13 protein-coding genes and 1 tRNA gene are annotated in these 18,098 nt (G+C 58.6%); 7 read left to right on the top strand and 7 right to left on the bottom strand.

Annotated features, from left to right (window positions below; genetic code table 11):
- Positions 1-112: 112 nt before the first annotated feature.
- A complete protein-coding gene (locus ACIX8_RS05815) occupies positions 113-1,957 on the bottom strand; it encodes a glycoside hydrolase family 15 protein (RefSeq protein ID WP_014264395.1) in 1,845 nt (614 codons plus the stop codon).
- Positions 1,958-2,169: 212 nt separating this feature from the next.
- Here ACIX8_RS05815 and ACIX8_RS05810 point away from each other — a divergent pair, with 212 nt between their 5' ends.
- The 5 genes from ACIX8_RS05810 to ACIX8_RS05790 all read left to right on the top strand — a co-directional run bounded on the left by ACIX8_RS05810 (position 2,170) and on the right by ACIX8_RS05790 (position 10,058).
- Complete coding sequence (locus ACIX8_RS05810; protein ID WP_014264394.1) at positions 2,170-4,182, top strand: alpha-1,4-glucan--maltose-1-phosphate maltosyltransferase; 2,013 nt, start codon at positions 2,170-2,172, stop codon at positions 4,180-4,182.
- A gap of 161 nt (positions 4,183-4,343) precedes the next feature.
- Positions 4,344-7,691 (top strand): maltose alpha-D-glucosyltransferase, encoded by a 3,348-nt coding sequence (gene treS, locus ACIX8_RS05805; protein WP_014264393.1) that lies wholly within the window; start codon positions 4,344-4,346, stop codon positions 7,689-7,691.
- A 32-nt stretch (positions 7,692-7,723) separates the two neighbouring features.
- The gene (locus ACIX8_RS05800) at positions 7,724-8,956 is read left to right on the top strand and encodes a hypothetical protein (protein ID WP_014264392.1); all 1,233 of its coding nucleotides are present in this window, start codon (positions 7,724-7,726) and stop codon (positions 8,954-8,956) included.
- 63 nt (positions 8,957-9,019) lie between these two features.
- Positions 9,020-9,778 (top strand): hypothetical protein, encoded by a 759-nt coding sequence (locus tag ACIX8_RS05795; RefSeq protein WP_014264391.1) that lies wholly within the window; start codon positions 9,020-9,022, stop codon positions 9,776-9,778.
- A 25-nt stretch (positions 9,779-9,803) separates the two neighbouring features.
- Complete coding sequence (locus ACIX8_RS05790; protein WP_014264390.1) at positions 9,804-10,058, top strand: acyl carrier protein; 255 nt, start codon at positions 9,804-9,806, stop codon at positions 10,056-10,058.
- 211 nt (positions 10,059-10,269) lie between these two features.
- On the opposite strand, the gene ACIX8_RS05785 is transcribed toward ACIX8_RS05790, so the two are convergent.
- Genes ACIX8_RS05785 through cysD form a run of 5 tightly spaced genes read right to left on the bottom strand, consistent with a single transcriptional unit; the run spans position 10,270 to position 15,184 of the window.
- The gene (locus ACIX8_RS05785) at positions 10,270-10,830 is read right to left on the bottom strand and encodes a nucleotidyltransferase family protein (RefSeq protein ID WP_014264389.1); all 561 of its coding nucleotides are present in this window, start codon (positions 10,828-10,830) and stop codon (positions 10,270-10,272) included.
- Positions 10,827-11,888, bottom strand: coding sequence for an XdhC family protein (locus ACIX8_RS05780; protein WP_014264388.1), 1,062 nt, complete (start codon positions 11,886-11,888; stop codon positions 10,827-10,829). Before ACIX8_RS05780 ends, ACIX8_RS05785 begins: the two co-directional genes overlap by 4 nt.
- Positions 11,889-11,909: 21 nt before the next feature.
- Positions 11,910-12,599 carry a phosphoadenylyl-sulfate reductase gene (locus ACIX8_RS05775; protein WP_014264387.1) on the bottom strand — a complete coding sequence of 230 codons (690 nt, stop codon included), beginning with the start codon at positions 12,597-12,599 and terminating at the stop codon, positions 11,910-11,912.
- A complete protein-coding gene (gene cysN, locus ACIX8_RS05770; protein ID WP_014264386.1) occupies positions 12,596-14,239 on the bottom strand; it encodes a sulfate adenylyltransferase subunit CysN in 1,644 nt (547 codons plus the stop codon). The genes ACIX8_RS05775 and cysN overlap by 4 nt, the downstream gene beginning before the upstream one ends.
- Positions 14,240-15,184 carry a sulfate adenylyltransferase subunit CysD gene (cysD, locus tag ACIX8_RS05765; protein ID WP_014264385.1) on the bottom strand — a complete coding sequence of 315 codons (945 nt, stop codon included), beginning with the start codon at positions 15,182-15,184 and terminating at the stop codon, positions 14,240-14,242.
- 419 nt (positions 15,185-15,603) lie between these two features.
- Here cysD and ACIX8_RS05760 point away from each other — a divergent pair.
- Positions 15,604-15,680: transfer RNA gene (locus tag ACIX8_RS05760), tRNA-Pro, on the top strand.
- Between the two features lie 301 nt (positions 15,681-15,981).
- Here the strand turns inward: ACIX8_RS05760 and ACIX8_RS26475 are convergent.
- Entirely contained in the window at positions 15,982-16,383 is a 402-nt protein-coding gene (locus ACIX8_RS26475; protein ID WP_223295472.1) for a Rap1a/Tai family immunity protein, read from the bottom strand.
- A 271-nt stretch (positions 16,384-16,654) separates the two neighbouring features.
- Here ACIX8_RS26475 and ACIX8_RS05750 point away from each other — a divergent pair, with 271 nt between their 5' ends.
- A complete protein-coding gene (locus ACIX8_RS05750) occupies positions 16,655-17,701 on the top strand; it encodes a hypothetical protein (protein WP_014264383.1) in 1,047 nt (348 codons plus the stop codon).
- Positions 17,702-18,098: the final 397 nt, after the last annotated feature.

Below are 18,098 nucleotides of genomic sequence, written 5' to 3'. Positions count from 1 at the left end.
GCTTGAGCCCGCAGGAATGCCCCACACTCGTGAGCCACCTATAGTATCGATAGAGTCACTTCACGAGGTATGAGGTTGCATTGGGGCGATAATCAACTACTTCTGAGTGACCTCAAGGGGTATAAGGAGTGGGTTTCCAGTGATCTGACAGCGTAAAGGCGGTATGCACCAGCGCAATATGCGAGAGCGCCTGGGGAAAGTTGCCCAGCATCCGTTTATTGACCGGATCGTACTCCTCGCTCAATAAACCTACGTCGTTACGCAGTGCCAGCAGCCGCTGAAATATCTCCTTGGCTTCATCCTTACGGCCCATAAGGTGCAGGCAACTTACCAGCCAAAAGCTACACGCCAGAAAAGTACCCTCATCTCCCTTCAATCCATCGGGAGCCTCCGCAGGAATATAACGCAGCACCAAACCGTCTTTCATCAGAGACTTCTGGATCGCATCTACAGTGCCGATAATGCGTGGATCATCCATCGGCAGAAATCCGACAAGACCTAAGCGCAGGCACGAAGCATCCAGCTCTTTCGACCCATAGCTCTGCGTAAAGGCATTTTGTTTCTTATCGAAGCCTTTCTCGCAGATCTCCTTGTGCAGCATGTCGCGGTTCTTGCGCCAGCGTTTGACGTCACCCCGCCCATCGAAGCGCTCATGGTTCTTAAGCGCGCGATCGAGCGCTACCCACGCCATGACCTTGCTGTGAACGAAGTGTTTGCGTCCTCCACGTGTCTCCCAGATACCCTCGTCCGGCTCCTCCCAGACGTGGCATAAGTGATCGACGAGGGAAGCCTGCAGCGCGGAGGCCGGAACCCGAATATCTTCATCGGCGTCGGGCACACGGTACAACGCCGTCACGACCTCTCCAAAGACATCCAACTGGAACTGTCCGGCCGCGGCGTTACCAAAACGTACCGGCGAGGAATCCTCATAGCCGCGCAGCCAGGTCGCATTCCATTCGACCAGGAGCCGTTCGCCGCCGATGCCATAGAGACTCTGCACCTGGCCCGGGGCTCCGGCGATGGCACGCAGCAGCCATAACCGCCACTGCACCGCCTCTTCCGTATAACCAGCGCTCATCAGCACCAACAAAGTAAAAGACGTGTCTCGTAACCAGCAGTAGCGATAGTCCCAATTGCGCTCACCGCCGATCTTCTCCGGCAACCCCGAGGTCACCGCGGCAACGATACCTCCCGTCGGACGATAGGTCATCGCCTTCAGCGTCATCAGGCTTCGCGCCACAGCATCGCCATACTCGCCCTCGTACTTCGAGCGCGCCGTCCACTCACACCAATAGTCTTGCGTGTCGGCAAGAGCGTCTTCTGGAGTTACCGGCGTTGGCGCCTCTTCCGTCGAGTTCGCGTACGTCAGCACGAAGCAAGCACGATCCCCTTCCCGGAGCGTGAACTCGCTGACGGTCTTCAGGCCTTCGCCCTCTAACTCGATAGCCACGCCACGCGTGCATATGCTGCGCAGTACCACCATGTGCGGCCCGGCGACGGCGCGCAGGTCCTGATCTTTTTTCGTGACCCAGGGAACAGTAAGACCATAGTCGAAACGTATCGCGAGTTCCATACGCATCTTCACTTTGCCGCGAACACCAGTCACGATGCGGATCACGTCGGAGTGCTTGCCGCGCGGCGGCATGAAGTCGGTAAGAGTAACCTCACCCTCTTTCGTGGCAAAAGTCGTCTCGACGATCATCGTGCCGGGAAGATAGCGCCGGCTAGTCGACTGAATTTCAGCTTCAGGCCGCACTCTCCAATAGCCGTTATCAGCCGTTCCCAGCAGAGCCGCAAAACAAGCTCCGGACGAAAAGGACGGCCAGCACAACCAGTCGATCGAGCCCTCACGGCTGACCAGTGCCGCCGTCTCACAATCTCCGATGAGAGCGTAGTCTTCAATGCGGGCCGCATGAAGCGGAGCTTGCTTTTCTTCTTTCCCGAACCACTTCGACACAAGTTCCTCCGTGCTGGCTCCGCCCTATCACTATCCACGGCACAACCAGCTCTTACCCCGGCGCATCCCTTACCCTAGAGAAAGAACGGTGTAAGGTGGAGACGCTGGAAAGACATCTTCCACCGTTGGATGCGTCGTAGCCGGACAAGCGTTTCGCGTTGTCTGCAAACGATTGAATTTACATAAAGATTGACGCAGGAGAGACGTACAGCATGAAACCAAGTGAAGGCCGCCGCCGCATTGTCATCGAAGAGATTCAACCCCAGGTCGATGCAGGCCGCTATCCCGCAAAACGCGTCGTCGGAGACCTCGTCGAGGTCACGGCAGCGATCTTTGGCGATGGCCACGATCATGTTGCAGCCCGCCTGCTGTATCGGCACTCCTCGCAGCGCAAATGGAGTTCCGTTCCCTTCAGCGAGCTTTCAAACGATCTGTGGACGGCAACCTTTTCCGTCGACAAGCTCGGCCCCTGGAACTTCACTGTCGAAGCCTGGGTCGACCACTTCGACACATGGGTACATGATCTCGGCAAACGGCTGGCAGCTCAACCAGACCCTAAAGAGCCAACGCAGCAAACGGCTCCGCAGGACATTCCACTGGCGCTCCGCATCGGAGCCAACCATCTGGATGCAGCCTCTTCGCGGGCCAAGGGAGCCGACGCAAAGGCACTAAAGCTTGCTGCGGGACAACTGCGCGCGCTCGCCGAGGCGAACCTGCCGTTCTACGAGTCGCCCATCACTGCCGAGCTGGAAGCGCTTGCGGCGAAGTATCCCGACCTCTCATTCGCCACGAAGTACCCAGTGGAGTTGCCTCTGTGGGTGGATCGCGAACGCGCTCGCTTTTCGAGCTGGTATGAGTTGTTTCCGCGCTCCGCCTCGCCGGTTGCAGGCCGGCACGGCACCTTGAAAGACGTCGAGGCCCGGCTTCCGGAGATCGCCGCGATGGGTTTCGACGTGGTCTACATGCCTCCGATCCACCCCATCGGTGTCGCGTACCGCAAGGGGAAGAACAACTCCGTAACTGCCGAGCCCGGCGAGGAGGGCAGTCCCTGGGCGATCGGCGCGGCAGAGGGTGGCCACACCGAGATTCATCCGAAGCTGGGCACACTGGCCGACTTCGACGACCTGGTAAAGGCGGCGCAAGCGCAGAGCATGGAACTGGCGCTGGACATCGCCTTCCAGTGCTCGCCCGATCACCCCTGGGTGAAACAACATCCTGCCTGGTTCGTTCACCGTCCGGACGGCACGATTCAATACGCCGAAAATCCCCCGAAGAAATATCAGGACATCTACCCGCTGAACTTCGAGTCGAGCGACTGGCGCGGCCTCTGGGACGCTCTCTTTGGCGTCTTCAAGTTCTGGGTCGATCGCGGCGTGCGCGTCTTCCGCGTCGATAACCCCCACACCAAGGCTCTGCCCTTCTGGGAGTGGTGCATCGCGGAGGTCCAGGCCGTCGCGCCCGACGCCCTCTTCCTCGCCGAAGCCTTTACGCGTCCGCACGTCATGTACTCGCTGGCTAAGAGCGGCTTTACCCAGAGCTACACCTATTTCACCTGGCGCACCGATAAACCTGGGCTGCAAAGCTACTTTGAAGAGCTGACGAAGCCACCCGTCTCGGACTTCTTCCGCCCCAACGTCTGGCCGAATACGCCCGACATTCTGCACGAACAGCTCCAGACCGGCGGACGGCCCATGTTCATGCAGCGCGTGATCCTGGCAGCCACACTGTCTGCCAACTACGGCATCTACGGCCCGGCCTATGAGCTGTGCGAGGGCCGTCCCGCGAAGCCGTCACCCGGAAAGACCGGATCGGAAGAGTATCTCGACAGCGAAAAGTACCAGATTCGCGAGTGGGATCGCTCATCGCCGCTGTCCATTGCCCCACTCATCACGCAACTCAACAAGATTCGGGACGCGAGCCCTGCGCTGCAGCGCAACGAGAGCCTGCACTTCCACTCGTGCCCCAATCCAAATCTGCTCTGCTACTCGAAGTCGACCCCGGATTTTTCGGACACGATCCTCGTAGCGGTCAATCTCGATCCGCTCAATGAGCAGGCCGGGATCATCGACCTCGCGCTCGACAAGCTCGGCCTACCCTGGCAGGGCAACTTTGAGGTCGAAGACCTGCTTACCGGCGCGCGTTATCAATGGCACGACCAATGGAACTACGTCGCGCTCAATCCCAGCGTGATGCCGGCGCATGTGTTCCGGATTGTGAGACCGTAGAAGCCCTAAGCCTCGCAGCAGTCTTTATAGTTGTCTGTTTTTCGTCGTCATCCTTCCTCTACGGATGACGACGAAAAACAGGCAACTACGATAACCACCGCGAACCATCAAATCTGCATCCAACCACCTCAGAAGCCCCGCACGAGAGAGGCATTTCACGAGTGAAGAAATCCTGTAGCGCCACCGACCCACTTTGGTACAAAGACGCGATCATCTATGAGTTGCACGTACGCGCCTTCGCGGACTCCAACGACGACGGCATCGGCGACTTCCAGGGCTTGATCTCCAAGCTCGATTACCTGCAGGACCTTGGCGTCACCTGCCTGTGGATTCTGCCGTTCTTCCCCTCGCCGCTGCGTGACGACGGCTACGACATCGCCGACTACACCAGCGTCAATCCCTCTTACGGGACGATAGCGGACTTTCAGCAGTTTCTCGACGCGGCGCACGCGCGCAACATGCAGGTAATGATCGAGCTGGTCATCAACCACACCAGCGACCAGCATCCCTGGTTCCAGCGCGCACGCCACGCCCCCAAGGGCAGCCCCGAACGCGACTATTACGTGTGGAGCGATAGCGACCAGATCTACAAGGACGCCCGCATCATCTTCACCGACACCGAGAAGTCGAACTGGACCTGGGACGAAGAGGCCCAGCAGTACTACTGGCATCGCTTCTTCTCGCATCAGCCCGACCTGAACTTCGACAATCCAGCCGTGATGGAAGAGGTGCTGAAAGCCATGCGCTTCTGGCTCGACATGGGAGTCGACGCCATGCGCATGGATGCGATTCCCTACCTGGTGGAACGCGATGGCACCAACTGCGAAAATCTGCCCGAGACACACGCCGCAATCAAGGCCATCCGCGCGGCGATCGATGAGGGCTACGAGAACCGCCTGGTGCTGGCCGAAGCCAACCAGTGGCCCGCAGATGTGCGGCCCTACTTTGGCGACGGCGACGAGTGCCACATGGCCTTCCACTTTCCGCTGATGCCGCGCATGTACATGGCGCTGCGGCAGGAAGATCGTCTGCCCATCACCGACATCATGGCGCAGACACCGGACATCCCCGCCAACTGCCAGTGGGGACTGTTTCTGCGCAATCACGACGAGCTCACGCTCGAAATGGTGACCGACGACGAACGCGACTACATGTACATGGCCTACTCGGCCGATCCGCGCATGCGCGTTAACGTGGGCATCCGCCGCCGTCTCGCTCCCCTGCTCGACAACAACCGCCGCCGCATCGAACTGATGAACTCCCTGCTGCTGAGCTTTCCCGGAACGCCGATCATGTACTACGGCGACGAACTGGGTATGGGCGACAACATCTATCTCGGCGACCGCAACGGCGTGCGCACGCCCATGCAGTGGAACTCCGACCGCAACGCCGGATTCAGCAAGGCCGTACCCGCGAGACTCTACTTCCCGGTCATCATGGACCCTATCTGGGGCTACCAGGCGATCAATGTGGAGGCTCAGCTCAGCGATCCCTCCTCGCTGCTGCACTGGACGCGCAACATGATTGCGCTGCGCAAGCTGTTCCAGGTCTTCGGACGCGGCTCGCTTGAGTTCCTGCACCCGTCAAACCGCAAGGTTCTCGCCTACATCCGCGACCACAAATATGAGGACGGCGCGTCGGAGACGGTGCTCTGCGTCGCCAACCTCTCGCGCTTTGCCCAGCCTGTCGCGCTCGACCTGGCCCAGTTTGCCGGTCGTCAGCCCATGGAGATGCTGGGCTACGTCGCCTTCCCCGAGATTACCGATCAGCCCTACACCCTGACGCTTGCACCGTACAGCTTCTTCTGGCTCGAACTGCAGCCTGCTCCGCCTAAGCCGGAAGCGCCAACCATTGAGTCTCCCGCTGAGCACGAAGCTCTGGCGGGCATCGTGCCAAACAAGACGCAGGCATCGCCCACCTTGTCCATTGGAATTCTTCTGCAAGGCGGCGGGCACGAACTCCTCCAGCAACTGCTGCCGAACTATCTCGAGCAACAACGCTGGTTCGGCAGCAAGTCGCGCAAGATCCGTTCTGCGACTGTCGGCTCTTCGCTGGCGCTCGCCAACAGCGAATATGCCGTTACGTTGATCGATGTCACCTATGACAATGGAAGCACCGAGCGCTATCAGCTTCCGCTCGCCATCGCTGCAGGCGATGCAGCAGAAACGCTGCGCAAGAACTCGCCAAAGGCGATCCTGGCAACACTAGGAGATGCTTCGAGCGGTTCGGTACTCTACGACGCCACGGCAAGCGAGGGCTTTCGACAGGCGCTGCTGGAGATGTTCATCACCTCTCCGAAAGCCGATGCGACGCTCGTGGCCTCGCACTCCCCCGCCTTCGATCCCGCAAGCCTCTCGCAGACGGAGTCTCGTGTCGGCTCCGCGGAGCAGTCCAATACCAGTCTCCTGTTCGGTCAGACGGCCATTCTCAAGCTCTTCCGGCGGCTGCAGCCCGGCGAAAATCCCGACGTCGAGATCAGCCGCTTTCTAACCGACGTGGCGCACTTCGACCGCATCCCCGCCTATTTGGGCGAGCTTCATCACGAGGCCGATGGAACGACCCTCGCCTTTCTGCAGGCCTTTGCGGCCAATGAAGGCGACGGATGGTCGTGGTTCTCAGAGGAGTTGATACGCTTCTATGAGTCGGTTGCCAACTCTCCTCAACCTGCGTCGTACGGCAAACCCGCAAGCTTTCTCGTGGAAGCGGAGATCCCGCTGGATGCGCAGGAGCACGCAGGCTTCTCGCTCGAGGCCGCGGCACTGATCGGCACTCGCACCGCGCAGATGCATCTTGCCCTGGCAACGCCAACGGATGATGCCGCCTTTACCGCGGAAATTACCGCAGCCAAGGATCTCGCTCTCGATTCCGCACGCATCCGCGAACAGGTCGAGCACACGCTCGGAGCTCTCAAGCGCAACCTTGCAGCGATTCCCGACGACCTGGTCGACGGTGCAGCCTTGCTCCTGAGCCACCGCAGCGAACTCTTGAAGCGCACCCAGTCCCTGGCTGCGGCTGCCCCCGAGGCCTTCGGTCAACGCATTCGTAGCCATGGGGACTATCATCTAGGTCAACTGCTGCATGTAAAGTCCGACTTCCTCATCGTCGACTTTGAAGGAGAACCTGCGCGGCCGCTGGAAGAGCGGCGTCTGAAACAATCTCCGTTGAAGGATGTTGCCGGAATGTTACGCAGCTTCAGCTATGCTTCACGCTCTACGCTTGACCGCTACACCCAGCGCCGCCCGGAACACTCGGTAACTCTCGCGGGATGGGCATCACTCTGGGAAAATGCCGTGTCCACAAAGTTTCTTCAGGCCTATCGCGATGCAATACACGCCGCTGGTACGCAGGGAGAGTCACTGCTTCCCAAGTCGTCCCAGGCAGATACGATGCTTCGGGCCCTGCTGCTGGAGAAATCGCTCTATGAGTTGCTGTACGAATTGAATAACCGTCCCGATTGGCTGCATATTCCCCTGAGTGGCCTGTTGGCACTCGCCCGTGATACTGCTTAACCGTCTACTGTTGCACTGTCTAGTGAACCCTCATGTCCTCATTGCCCATCGCCGACATCTCGAATGAACGCCCGCTGGGAACAGCTACAGCGGCACGCAGCGCTGCCTCCGTGCTCATCTGCCTTCCGTCACTGAGTCCCGAAGCGCTGCAGACGATGCACGAACGCATCGCCGCCGCACTTCCCGGGCAATCCGTTCTGCTCGCTTCGCCCGATGTTCTGCCGGAGAACATCCCGGCCAGCGAAACAATTCAACTGGTCGAATATCCCTCATCGCTTCCGCATGCAGGATGGGCACTTACGGCGAGCGATTATCTCGGCGCGGCCGATCTCGCACAAAAACACGGAGCATCGACGATCCTGGTGTTGGGTGCGGAGACCCTTTCGCTCTCGACCGGCGGCCTGCATGCCCTGGTCGCCTCCGTCCTGAGCCAGCGGGTCGACCTGGCGTTGCCGCGCTACCAGACAGGTCCGCACGATGCCCTCGTGAGTTCCGCGCTGCTCTATCCCCTGACCCACGCGCTCTTCGGAGCGGGCACGCATCTGCCCCTGCCCCTCGACGTAGCCTTCTCTTCGCGTATGGCGGAACGTCTCGCCGCAGCCGCCCGCAGATTGGGAAGCGCCGCTCAGAGCACGCCGCTTCTCTGGCCGGTGGCGGAAGCTTCCGTCGCAGCATTCGTTGTTCGTGAGGTCGAAGCGGGTGAGAGGACGATGCCGCACCCTGGCGATGCCGATCTGAACTCGCTGCTTGCCGAGGTCGCAGGTTCGCTCTTTACCGACATCGAAGCCAAGGCTCCCTTCTGGCAACGCAGCCGGGCTTCCATCTCTGCCATTCCGACCGCCGAACCCCTCCCCCTAGGGGCAGAAACCGAAGAGCTTGCCGAAGTTCGCGCCATGGCTGAGAGCTTCCGCAGCGCCTACCTGAACCTGCAGGAGATCTGGTCGCTGGTGCTTCCGCCGCAGTCTTTGCTGGCGCTGAAGAAGCTTTCACTCGCCCCGGCGGAGAGCTTCCTGATGCCGCCAGACCTGTGGGCGCGAGTCGTCTATGACTTTGTCCTCGCCTATCACCTGCGGACGATCAATCGCGGCCATCTGCTCGGCGCGCTGACACCGCTCTACCTGGCATGGGTCACCTCGCATCTTCGCCGCGCAGCCGGCGATGCAACGCGCTCCGCTCTTCACGTCGAAGAGACGGCCGCTGCATTCGCCGCCGAAAAACCTTACGTCGTTGCCCGCTGGCGCTGGCCGGACCGTTTCAATCCTTAGCAATCGGCCGATACCCTCGGAATCACAGCATCCCGGCACCAACGAACTCAGGAGCCAATCATCATGGGTCAGCAAATCAAATTCGCCCTTCTTCAGTCCACCCATCGCGTAGTGGTCGTGCTCGTCCGCTTTCTTCCCGGCTTGCTGGCCTTTCTGCTCGCTGTGTTCGTGCTGACAGCCATAGGCTTCCTACTTGCGTCACTCGTACGGCGACTGCTTACCGCGACACGCTTCGACGAACGCATCGCCGCCAGCGAGAAGATCAGTTCGCCGGTCAACTTCTCTGATTGGGCGCCCTCTAACTCGCCCACACTTCTGGTTGCGCGTGTGGTCTTCTGGCTCTGCATCCTTGCTGGCGTCGCCGTCGGGATCTCTGCCTTCGACGCGTCCTACTCTGCCGACGATCAGGTCTCGCTCTTTGTTCTTCCCTACCTGACACACCTCCTCGGCGCCATCCTGATCCTCTTCACCGGCAACCTGCTGGCACGGTTTCTCGCGCGTTCCGTGCTCATCGGTGCCGTCAATGCGCAACTGCAATATGCGCGCTTTCTTTCGTTCGGAGTGAAGTGGCTCGTGCTGGTGCTTACCGCAGCCATGGCGCTCGATCACCTGCACATCGGCGGTACGGTCGTTGAACTGGCCTTTGGGATTCTCTTCGGCGGCATCGTCCTGACGCTCTCGCTGGCAATCGGACTCGGCTCGCGCGACCTGGTCAGCCGTTCAATCGAGAAGAGCATCGAAAAGCCACTTCCCAGCCGTCCAGAGGCCTCGGCCGCGACCGAAATACGCGAGACCCCAGGCCCCAAGCTGCGCCACTTCTAACAGGAGCCGCCGATATAATGTGCTGATGCAACAGCACGATATTTACGAGCGGCTCACCACGATCTTTCACGATCTCTTTGATGACGATTCCATCGAACTAAGCCCTGGCCTCACGGCTGCGGACGTTCCCGAGTGGGACTCGTTCAACCACATCAACCTGATCGTAGCCATCGAGTCACGCTTCGGCATCAAGTTCCAGACCGCTGAGCTTGAATCGATGCATACGGTAGGCCACCTTGCCGACATCGTTCAGTCGAAGCTGGTCGCTCAGGGACGCTAGAGCAAATCTCCTGTAGGTGTATAGCGAAACCACGACATTTATGGCCGTTTTTCCCCAGAAAAACGGCACTGCACGCCCGGTTCAACTTCCCAGTAACAGGAGATTTGCTCTAAACCCGTTCGATCTTGCACTTCGCAGCCAAAACCACCTCGTAGCTCGTTACCTCATAGCTCGAAGCTGAACAAGACATCTGCCCCAGTCCGGACCCACGCTACGAGAGCGTATCTTGTACGCGTGCTAGATCCTCTTCCGTATCGATATCGAGCGCAAGCTTTTCATTCGCCACCACTCGCGCAGTCCGCAACAGTTCACGTGCACCCACATCCCCACTCAACTGCTGCAAGCTCTCGAAGCTCGACTCAGGAAAGTATGCTGGAATGCCAACTCTGCCTGCATATCCTGAACCGGCGATGATTGCAGGCTCCTCGCATAGAGCCTGCAGATGCTCAGGACTGATTGCGATCTGATCGCAGGTTATCAACACGACGCCACTGGCCTTCCGCATCTTCGCCACAACCACACCGCGGCGAATTGAAGATGCCATACCCTCTGCGGCACTTTCATTGATCACAACAAGGCAGCCCAACTGTTGCAGTGAGTGACCGAAGTCACCCTCAGGGTTCATCACAGCGATTACTGGTGAAAGTCCGGCCTCCTGCGCCACACGCACGGCACGCTCCACAAGCATCTCGCCATCGAGCACGACTGTCTGCTTTGGCCTGCCCAGCCGGCTTGAAGAACCCGCGGCCAGAACGATTCCCGCAATACTCATAGAGCACACTGCGTTTGCACGTAGCGCGACGCTCCTTCTTTAGCAATCAGCGCCATAACCGTCTCGGGGGCCATGCGCCGCGAGGCACCAAGCTTCCCTTCACGACAGGCCTGTATCTCCGCAACGATTGAAAGAGCAATCGCCTCCGCGCCGTCGCCGCCAAGATCCAGCCCAACAGGAGCAAAGATTCCCGCGCAGACACGTTCCAGTGTCCACCCCAACAGGGCAGCCGCTTCGCTCACCAGCAAAGCGCTGCGATGCCGCGCTCCCAGCAATCCAAGATAGCGTGGGCTGTGGGGCAAGACAGCAGCAAGCCACGCGCGGTCCTGCTCATAACTATGCGTCATCACGGCAACGGCATCTCTCGAGTCGATGCGCAAATCGTCAGTGACTGGCGATACGAGCACACGCTCTGCTTCGGGAAAGCGCTCGGCCCGTGCCCATTGGGGACGCGCATCCACCACAATAACGCTCCACCCCAGCAGTGATGCCATGCGCACGACCGGCCGAGCATCATCACCCGCCCCAAAGACAAAGAGCCGCTGTGGCGGCTCGAGCGTTTCGCAGAAGGCGTTGCCGGAATCGGAAGGACAGTCAGAACTGACGCGCGGAGGAAAAGCAGTCTTTACGCTTTGAATGATGCGGTACAGCGCCTTTCCAGCGGTCGGAAGCCCCGTCTCAACAAACAGCGTCTCACCTCGCAGGGACGAACGCATGCCCTCCATCAGCCTCTCGAACTCCGGTGTCCCCGCTGGTTCGAGCAAGAGGTTCACCGTGCCACCACACCCGAGACCGTAAGGAATCTCAGCCGTATCATCGAACAAGGTCGAGTAGCGCTGGATCGTAGCGCCCTCGCGGACAAGCCATTTCGCCTTGCGAACGACCTCGGCCTCCAAACAGCCACCAGAGATAGAACCTGCATAATCGCCGTTCGCGGCCACCAATAGCCGTGCGCCTGTACGACGATAGCTCGAGCCTTCCACGCGCACGAGCGTTACCAGGGCTTCGGCCTCGCCGCGCTCCCAAAGCTCAACAATCTGGCGACGTTCGCGCATCATGCGCAGAATACTCCTTTGCGCTTATTCTTTCTCGCTAAAGGTATGGATGCCGCATTCCAGCTTTTTGCCGCCCCAGCGCCCGCTGCGCGCATCCGCACCCGCTGCTGGAATGGCCGTGCAGGGTTCGCAGCCGATACTCGTATAGCCCTGGTCGTAGAGCGAGAGCCGTGGAATCCCGTGCTCCTGCGCGTAGGCCTCAACGCGTGCCCAGTCCCAGTCCGCCAGGATGCTGATCTTCTTCATCTGCTTGCCGGTCGGCAGCTTATGGTCTTCAATCTTCTTGAGCCCCGCGCGTGTCGGCGACTGTTCGCGCCGCAGCCCGGTAAACCACCAGGAGTACGGCTCCAGCGAGCGCATCAGAGGCTCGACCTTGCGAATCTGGCAGCACTTCGTGGGCTCCACAATATGCAAGAGGCCAAACTCTTTCTCATGCTCGGCAAGCGTCGTGCGCGGCATCGCGTTAATGAGGTTCAAATCCCACTCCTGCGCCAGGCGATCGCGATACTCGATCAATGCGGGAAAGTGATATCCCGTTTCGAGAAAGATCACCGGCACATGCGGCAGGTGTTTGCGCAGCAGATGCAGCACGACCATGTCTTCGGTCTGGAAGCTGCTCGTCAGGCATACAGCTTCACCCTGCGACTCGCGCACGATCTCTGCAACTAGCTCTTCCGCCTGCAACGATTCGATATCGACTGACACCGTGCTCATCGCTTCGCCTCCAGCCAGGTCCGCGCAGCCTCAAGGCCCTGCACGAAGTGGTCTTCAGTAGATGACCGAAGTGAGGCAACAGTTTCAGAGCTGAGAACCGCGCGCGCGGAGATGGCCGTTACACCAGCGAGCTGCAAAGCACGCGTTACCGCTACCAAGGTGCTCTCGGGAATCAGCGGATCGTCGACGATCACCGCCCGCTGACCGAGATGATGCAGCTCTTCACGGAACGAGATGGCCGCAGCCTCATCGCCCTGGAAGAAGAGAAAGGCCGGTTTGTGCTCGACAGCACTCTCGGAGTCGTCTATCGACGCGTTGATCATCGCCGCGCCCACCGTGGCGTTGGTCACCGCGTCGATCAGGATCAACGATCCCGCACCGCGGCTCTCGGCATAGGTATCGAAGAACAGCGGCAGGCTGGTCTCGAACTCCACCTCGGCGATGTCATTCATTGCTAGCTTTGCCGCATCGCGATGCTCGGTCGTGTTCACGTCCACGCGATAGCGAATCGTCCGCACGGTCGCACGCACAGTACGGGTCGTGTGTTTGGCCAGGTAGGTCTTGCCCACGACGAGCGGGTCTTCGCCCATCCACACCACCATCGCGCGAAACTGCGTGCTGATGAGCGGCGGCGCCTGATCTTCCGCCACCAGCATCTCGCCGCGGCTGAGATCGATCTCGTCCTCAAGCTCCAGGGTCACGCTCTGCGGAAAGCTCGCGGACTTCAACTCGCCGTCATAGGTCACGATGCTCTTCACACGCGTAGTACGCCCGCTCGGCAAGGCCTTCACCCGCAGGCCGGGCTTCACCTCACCGCGTTCAACGCGTCCGGCAAATCCGCGAAAGGTCGCATCGGGCCGCATGACCAGTTGCACTGGAAAACGCAGCGGCCCATGCTTGGCCTCAACGAGTTCCAGCGGCACCGTCTCCAGATACTCCAGCAGCGTGGGACCGGTGTACCACGGCATGGCCGTTGAAGGCTCCACGACATTGTCGCCAGCCAGCGCGCTTACGGGAATGATCTCCACACTCGGCAGACCGAGCTGCGTAGTGAGCTTGCCGTACTCCTCGCGAATACGCTGGAACAGTTCTTCGGAGTAACCGACGAGATCCATCTTGTTCACCGCCGCCACCACATGTGGAATCCGCAGCAGGCTGGCGATATACGTGTGGCGGCGCGACTGCGGCAACAAGCCATCAGCTTTCGCGAAAGCGTTCGCATCGATCAGAACAATCGCCACGTCCGCAGTGGAAGCTCCGGTCGCCATATTGCGCGTGTACTGCTCGTGCCCGGGAGTATCGGCGATGATGAACTTCCGCTTCGAGGTCGAAAAGTAGCGGTAGGCCACATCGATCGTAATGCCCTGCTCGCGCTCCGCTTTCAGACCATCGGTCAGCAGCGAAAGATCGACGACACCTGCGCCCGCGCGGTTTACGCGGCTCGCGCGAATCGAGGCAAGCTGGTCTTCATACACGCTCTTGGTATCGTGCAGCAGACGGCCAATGAGCGTGCTTTTGCCGTCGTCGACGCTGCCGGCAGTCGTAAAGCGCAGCATCTCCTGGTCGAGATGTGCATCGAGAAAAGCGCGGAAGGCCGTCTCGCGCACACTATCGTTCAAACCCAATCCCTGTGTGCTCATTTAGAAGTAGCCCTCCCGCTTCTTCAGCTCCATGGAGCCCTCTTCATCGTGATCGATCGCGCGGTTCTCGCGCTCGCTGCGGCGGAACGTAATCAGCTCCTCGATAATCTTCGGCAGCGTGTCCGCATCGCTGCGAATCGCGCCCGTGCAGGGCAGGCAGCCCAGCGAACGCATCCGCACCTTCATCAGTTCAGGCTTCTCGCCGGGCAACAGACGTACACCATCGTGTATCAGCGTGATTGAACCGCCACGTACAACCGCCAGACGCTCTTCCGCAAAGTACAGCGGTACGATAGGGATCTGCTCAGAGTAGAGGTAGAGCCAGATATCGAGCTCCGTCCAGTTCGACAGCGGGAAGACTCGAATGCTCTCACCCTTGCGCAGACGCGAGTTGTAGAGGCTCCACAGCTCAGGCCGCTGGTTCTTGGGGTCCCACTGCCCCGCCCCATCGCGGAAGCTGTAAACACGCTCCTTCGCACGGCTCTTTTCTTCATCGCGCCGCGCGCCGCCAAAAGCAGCGTCGAAGCCGCCTTCTTCCAGGGCATCCAGCAGAGACCGCGTCTTTAAAGCACCGCAGCAGTTCTGCGTGCCGAGCTTCCAGGGGCTGGCTCCATCGGCGATTGCCGCCTCGTTGCGATGCACGATAAGATCGGCGCCAATCTCCTTCGTATAGGTGTCGCGAAACGAGATCATCTCCGGGAACTTGTAGCTGGTATCGACGTGCAGCAGCGGAAACGGAATCTTGCCCGGATAAAACGCCTTCTGCGCCAGCCGCAACATGACACTCGAGTCCTTGCCGATGGAGTACAGCATCACCGGCTTCGCGAACTCAGCGACAGCCTCGCGCAGAATATAGAGGCTCTCGGCTTCAAGCGCCTGCAGATGGTTCAGCCGCTCTCGCAGCACCTCCGAGACGTTTTCTTCTGGAGCAGTTTTGATTGGCAAGGAATCCTCCTGGTTCGGCGCATTTGCACCCGCGCCTCCGGCTGACCTGCCGGCAATGGATAAATCTGGAATTTGATGGGGTGAAGGTACCAACTACAGGCTGTAAAAGTGAAGGACAGCCAGGTTGCGGAAAGGTGTCAACAACAGCCAAAGAGCTGTGGACAGCGACAACCGCACATACAGGTAACTTTCACTCGTTCTATTCTACGCGGGCCGTATAGCTTCAGCAATCTCCGGCTCAACGGTCAGAAGATGCCCTGGAACAGTTTTGGACAGCTTCTCAGGTTGTGCTGTCGAGGCAAGACCCTTATTTTCTGCTAGACTAGATCAGTCGGTCGGCAAGCGGCAGGTTCCAGAGGTTTTAGGAACTGAGCGTCTTGCTCCCATCACAAGCCGGCAAGACAACACCACCAGAGGTTCGGGGCGTAGCGCAGTCTGGTAGCGCACCTGGTTCGGGACCAGGGGGTCGGAGGTTCGAATCCTCTCGCCCCGACCATTTAAACATCAAAGAATCAACTAGTTAAAGTCACGGGCGTTTCTGCCCCAGACCCAATTTGGGTCCAATCGCTAATTCTTCGATCAGTCCCACTGCTGCACGCGACTCCGAGGAGCGTCCTTGTCATTTATTGAATCGAGAAGATCGCGTTGAAGTTTCAAGGGATCCCGCGAAGATTCAGGCATATTCGTTCACTCTCGATAGCGTCCCCATAAAACGTGAAGGCTCGCATACGTCCTTGTATTGTCTGAAGCCGTTGAAACTCGGGCATAGCATTATAGGGGTGAACTCAACATTGCTTTCACCAGGGGCAATCTGCACGTGCCAAGCAGCCCTTAGGCCATTTCGAACAGGGATAGTTTCCAACAAGCATGCTGATAAGAAATTCTATTGCTGAGCCCTTTGTATCTTCTGGATATTCGATAGCCCAAATGGGTATTTTGCGAATGATGACCTCGTTCGTGGCCTTAGGGTTTAGGCAGAACATAGGCACCTGGGCCTGAGTAGTCTTCTCATTGGCGACCTGCCACATAGTCGCGGTTTCTATAACGCCCTGAACATACCCCAGGCAATGTTCCCCGTCAGTGCCAATCTCTGAACGCGTTGAATCATAGTCTGCTATTGTGGCGCGACACTCTTGTACCAGGCGATGAGCACTGTACAAGAGTGGGCGGTCCGTTTTTCGTTTGTGAGGATGGTGCACAGTTTGAAATCCGCACAGTAGCGGCTTTCAACTGCCGAGAACCGTCTATGCCCTTATGCGGCAATCGTCGATCCCCGAGCTGGAGGCCGAAGCGCAAAGACTCTTTCGTGCCTCTAGATCGCACGTGTGCGAAGTCGCAGTTGCACACGCGTTCGCCGGGATTTCTGCATCATACCCATGTTTATTCAACGGCTAACCTCGGGTTGGACGATGGAGATCCTGCGACTTTCAACGTTAACGCTACACACAAACCAGCATCCGGAGGAGAAAAATGTCAGAGCAATCCACCCTGGAAATCCCATCGAGCGACGGCTCGTGGACCGGCAACCAATCAATCGCGGTACTCTCCGCCAACCATGGCAAAATTAGCCCGCGGACTAGCGCCACACCTGCTGTGGCCTACTTTTCCGACAGTCTGTTGTTCACCTATTGCTCCTACGACGAAACCAATGTCATCTGGCAATGTCTTTACAAGGACAATATCTGGAAAGAGGATGTAGTGGAGACCATCAACAATAAAAAACTCTACACCAGCAATGGACCAAGCCTCGCCGTATTCAATGAAACACTCTACATGGCCTATCGCTCGTCGATCAAAATCGACGACGAGTATCCGATCATGCTAACGACGCTGGCCTGCCCCACCGGCCAATGGCAGGATGGAAAGTTGATTAGCATCGGCGGCAAAAATCTGCCGACCGATCACGCACCCTCGCTGACCGTGCAGGGCACCGGAAGTTCAGCGGCTCTGTGGCTTGGCTGGCAGAAGGACAGCGACCTCTTCACAGCAACCTTTGATGGAACAACCTGGACCAATATGGGCAAGATCGAGAAGGTCGCCTCGAACGGAACGCCACAGTCGGATTACGGACCTACGCTGTGCGGCTACGGCTATACCGTGATGGTCATTTTCAAGGCACGCCACGGCGACGAGCTGATGTGGGCCTCCTATAACGTCATCACTAAGGAATGGAGCGGCAACGAAGACATCAAGGACAAGCGTGGCGAATTTAAAACCCCGAAGTCTAATGTACCGCCCGGTATCGCGTTGTACAACGGTTCAATGTACATGACCTACAAAGGCGAGAAGTACAAAGAGATCTACTGGGCAATGCTCACCAACCAGGCGTGGTCTGGCAACAAGGAGATCTACGAATCCTCGAATATCCAACCGGAAACCGACTCTACTACGGGCATGACGACGGCCTTCCGAAACAATGAATGGGTGCTGATCCTGGCTAATAAGGGTGACGGCACGTCCAAAGAAGGCCAACAGATCTACGTGTCCCAGCTGAAGATTAACAAAGCTACCCCGTAACATCCTCCATCGTGCGGCGGGGCATTTGCTAGAGCAGTTCTCGTATTGATGTGAAGTGGATAATCCCTGCGAGTGCTGTTTCTCTTAGGGAAAAAGAACGTATAGACCTGTGGTTCGCTATACACCTACGGGAACTGCTCTGTGGTAATCGCTATTGCAAAAACCTGAAAACGAAAAGGGCCCAAGATCAAGATACGGAAAGTCGACGGGTCCAACCTGAACTTCGGTAGGACCACCATCTGCGAGGACTAAGGGATCTTTTGCCATTTCGAATCCTCTCGCCCCGACCATTTAGATACCAAGCAATCAACTAGTTAGAGTCACAGGTTTTTTGCCCCAGACCCGATTTGGGTCCAATCGCTAATTCTCTAGCCCATCCCACTGCTGCACGCCCTTC

Origin of the sequence: Granulicella mallensis MP5ACTX8, from assembly GCF_000178955.2 — a bacterium.
In the GTDB taxonomy this organism is placed as follows: domain Bacteria; phylum Acidobacteriota; class Terriglobia; order Terriglobales; family Acidobacteriaceae; genus Granulicella; species Granulicella mallensis.
This window is presented reverse-complemented; position numbering and strand designations above follow the sequence as displayed.

Excerpts from the sequence above, each read along its gene's own strand:
- ACIX8_RS05780 (WP_014264388.1), bottom strand. The coding sequence starts at position 11,888 with ATGATGCGCGAACGTCGCCAGATTGTTGAGCTTTGGGAGCGCGGCGAG.
- ACIX8_RS05775 (WP_014264387.1), bottom strand. The coding sequence starts at position 12,599 with ATGAGCACGGTGTCAGTCGATATCGAATCGTTGCAGGCGGAAGAGCTA.
- ACIX8_RS05800 (WP_014264392.1), top strand. The coding sequence starts at position 7,724 with ATGTCCTCATTGCCCATCGCCGACATCTCGAATGAACGCCCGCTGGGA.
- ACIX8_RS05795 (WP_014264391.1), top strand. The coding sequence starts at position 9,020 with ATGGGTCAGCAAATCAAATTCGCCCTTCTTCAGTCCACCCATCGCGTA.
- ACIX8_RS05810 (WP_014264394.1), top strand. The coding sequence starts at position 2,170 with ATGAAACCAAGTGAAGGCCGCCGCCGCATTGTCATCGAAGAGATTCAA.
- ACIX8_RS05785 (WP_014264389.1), bottom strand. The coding sequence starts at position 10,830 with ATGAGTATTGCGGGAATCGTTCTGGCCGCGGGTTCTTCAAGCCGGCTG.
- ACIX8_RS05750 (WP_014264383.1), top strand. The coding sequence starts at position 16,655 with ATGTCAGAGCAATCCACCCTGGAAATCCCATCGAGCGACGGCTCGTGG.
- ACIX8_RS05790 (WP_014264390.1), top strand. The coding sequence starts at position 9,804 with ATGCAACAGCACGATATTTACGAGCGGCTCACCACGATCTTTCACGAT.
- cysN (WP_014264386.1), bottom strand. The coding sequence starts at position 14,239 with ATGAGCACACAGGGATTGGGTTTGAACGATAGTGTGCGCGAGACGGCC.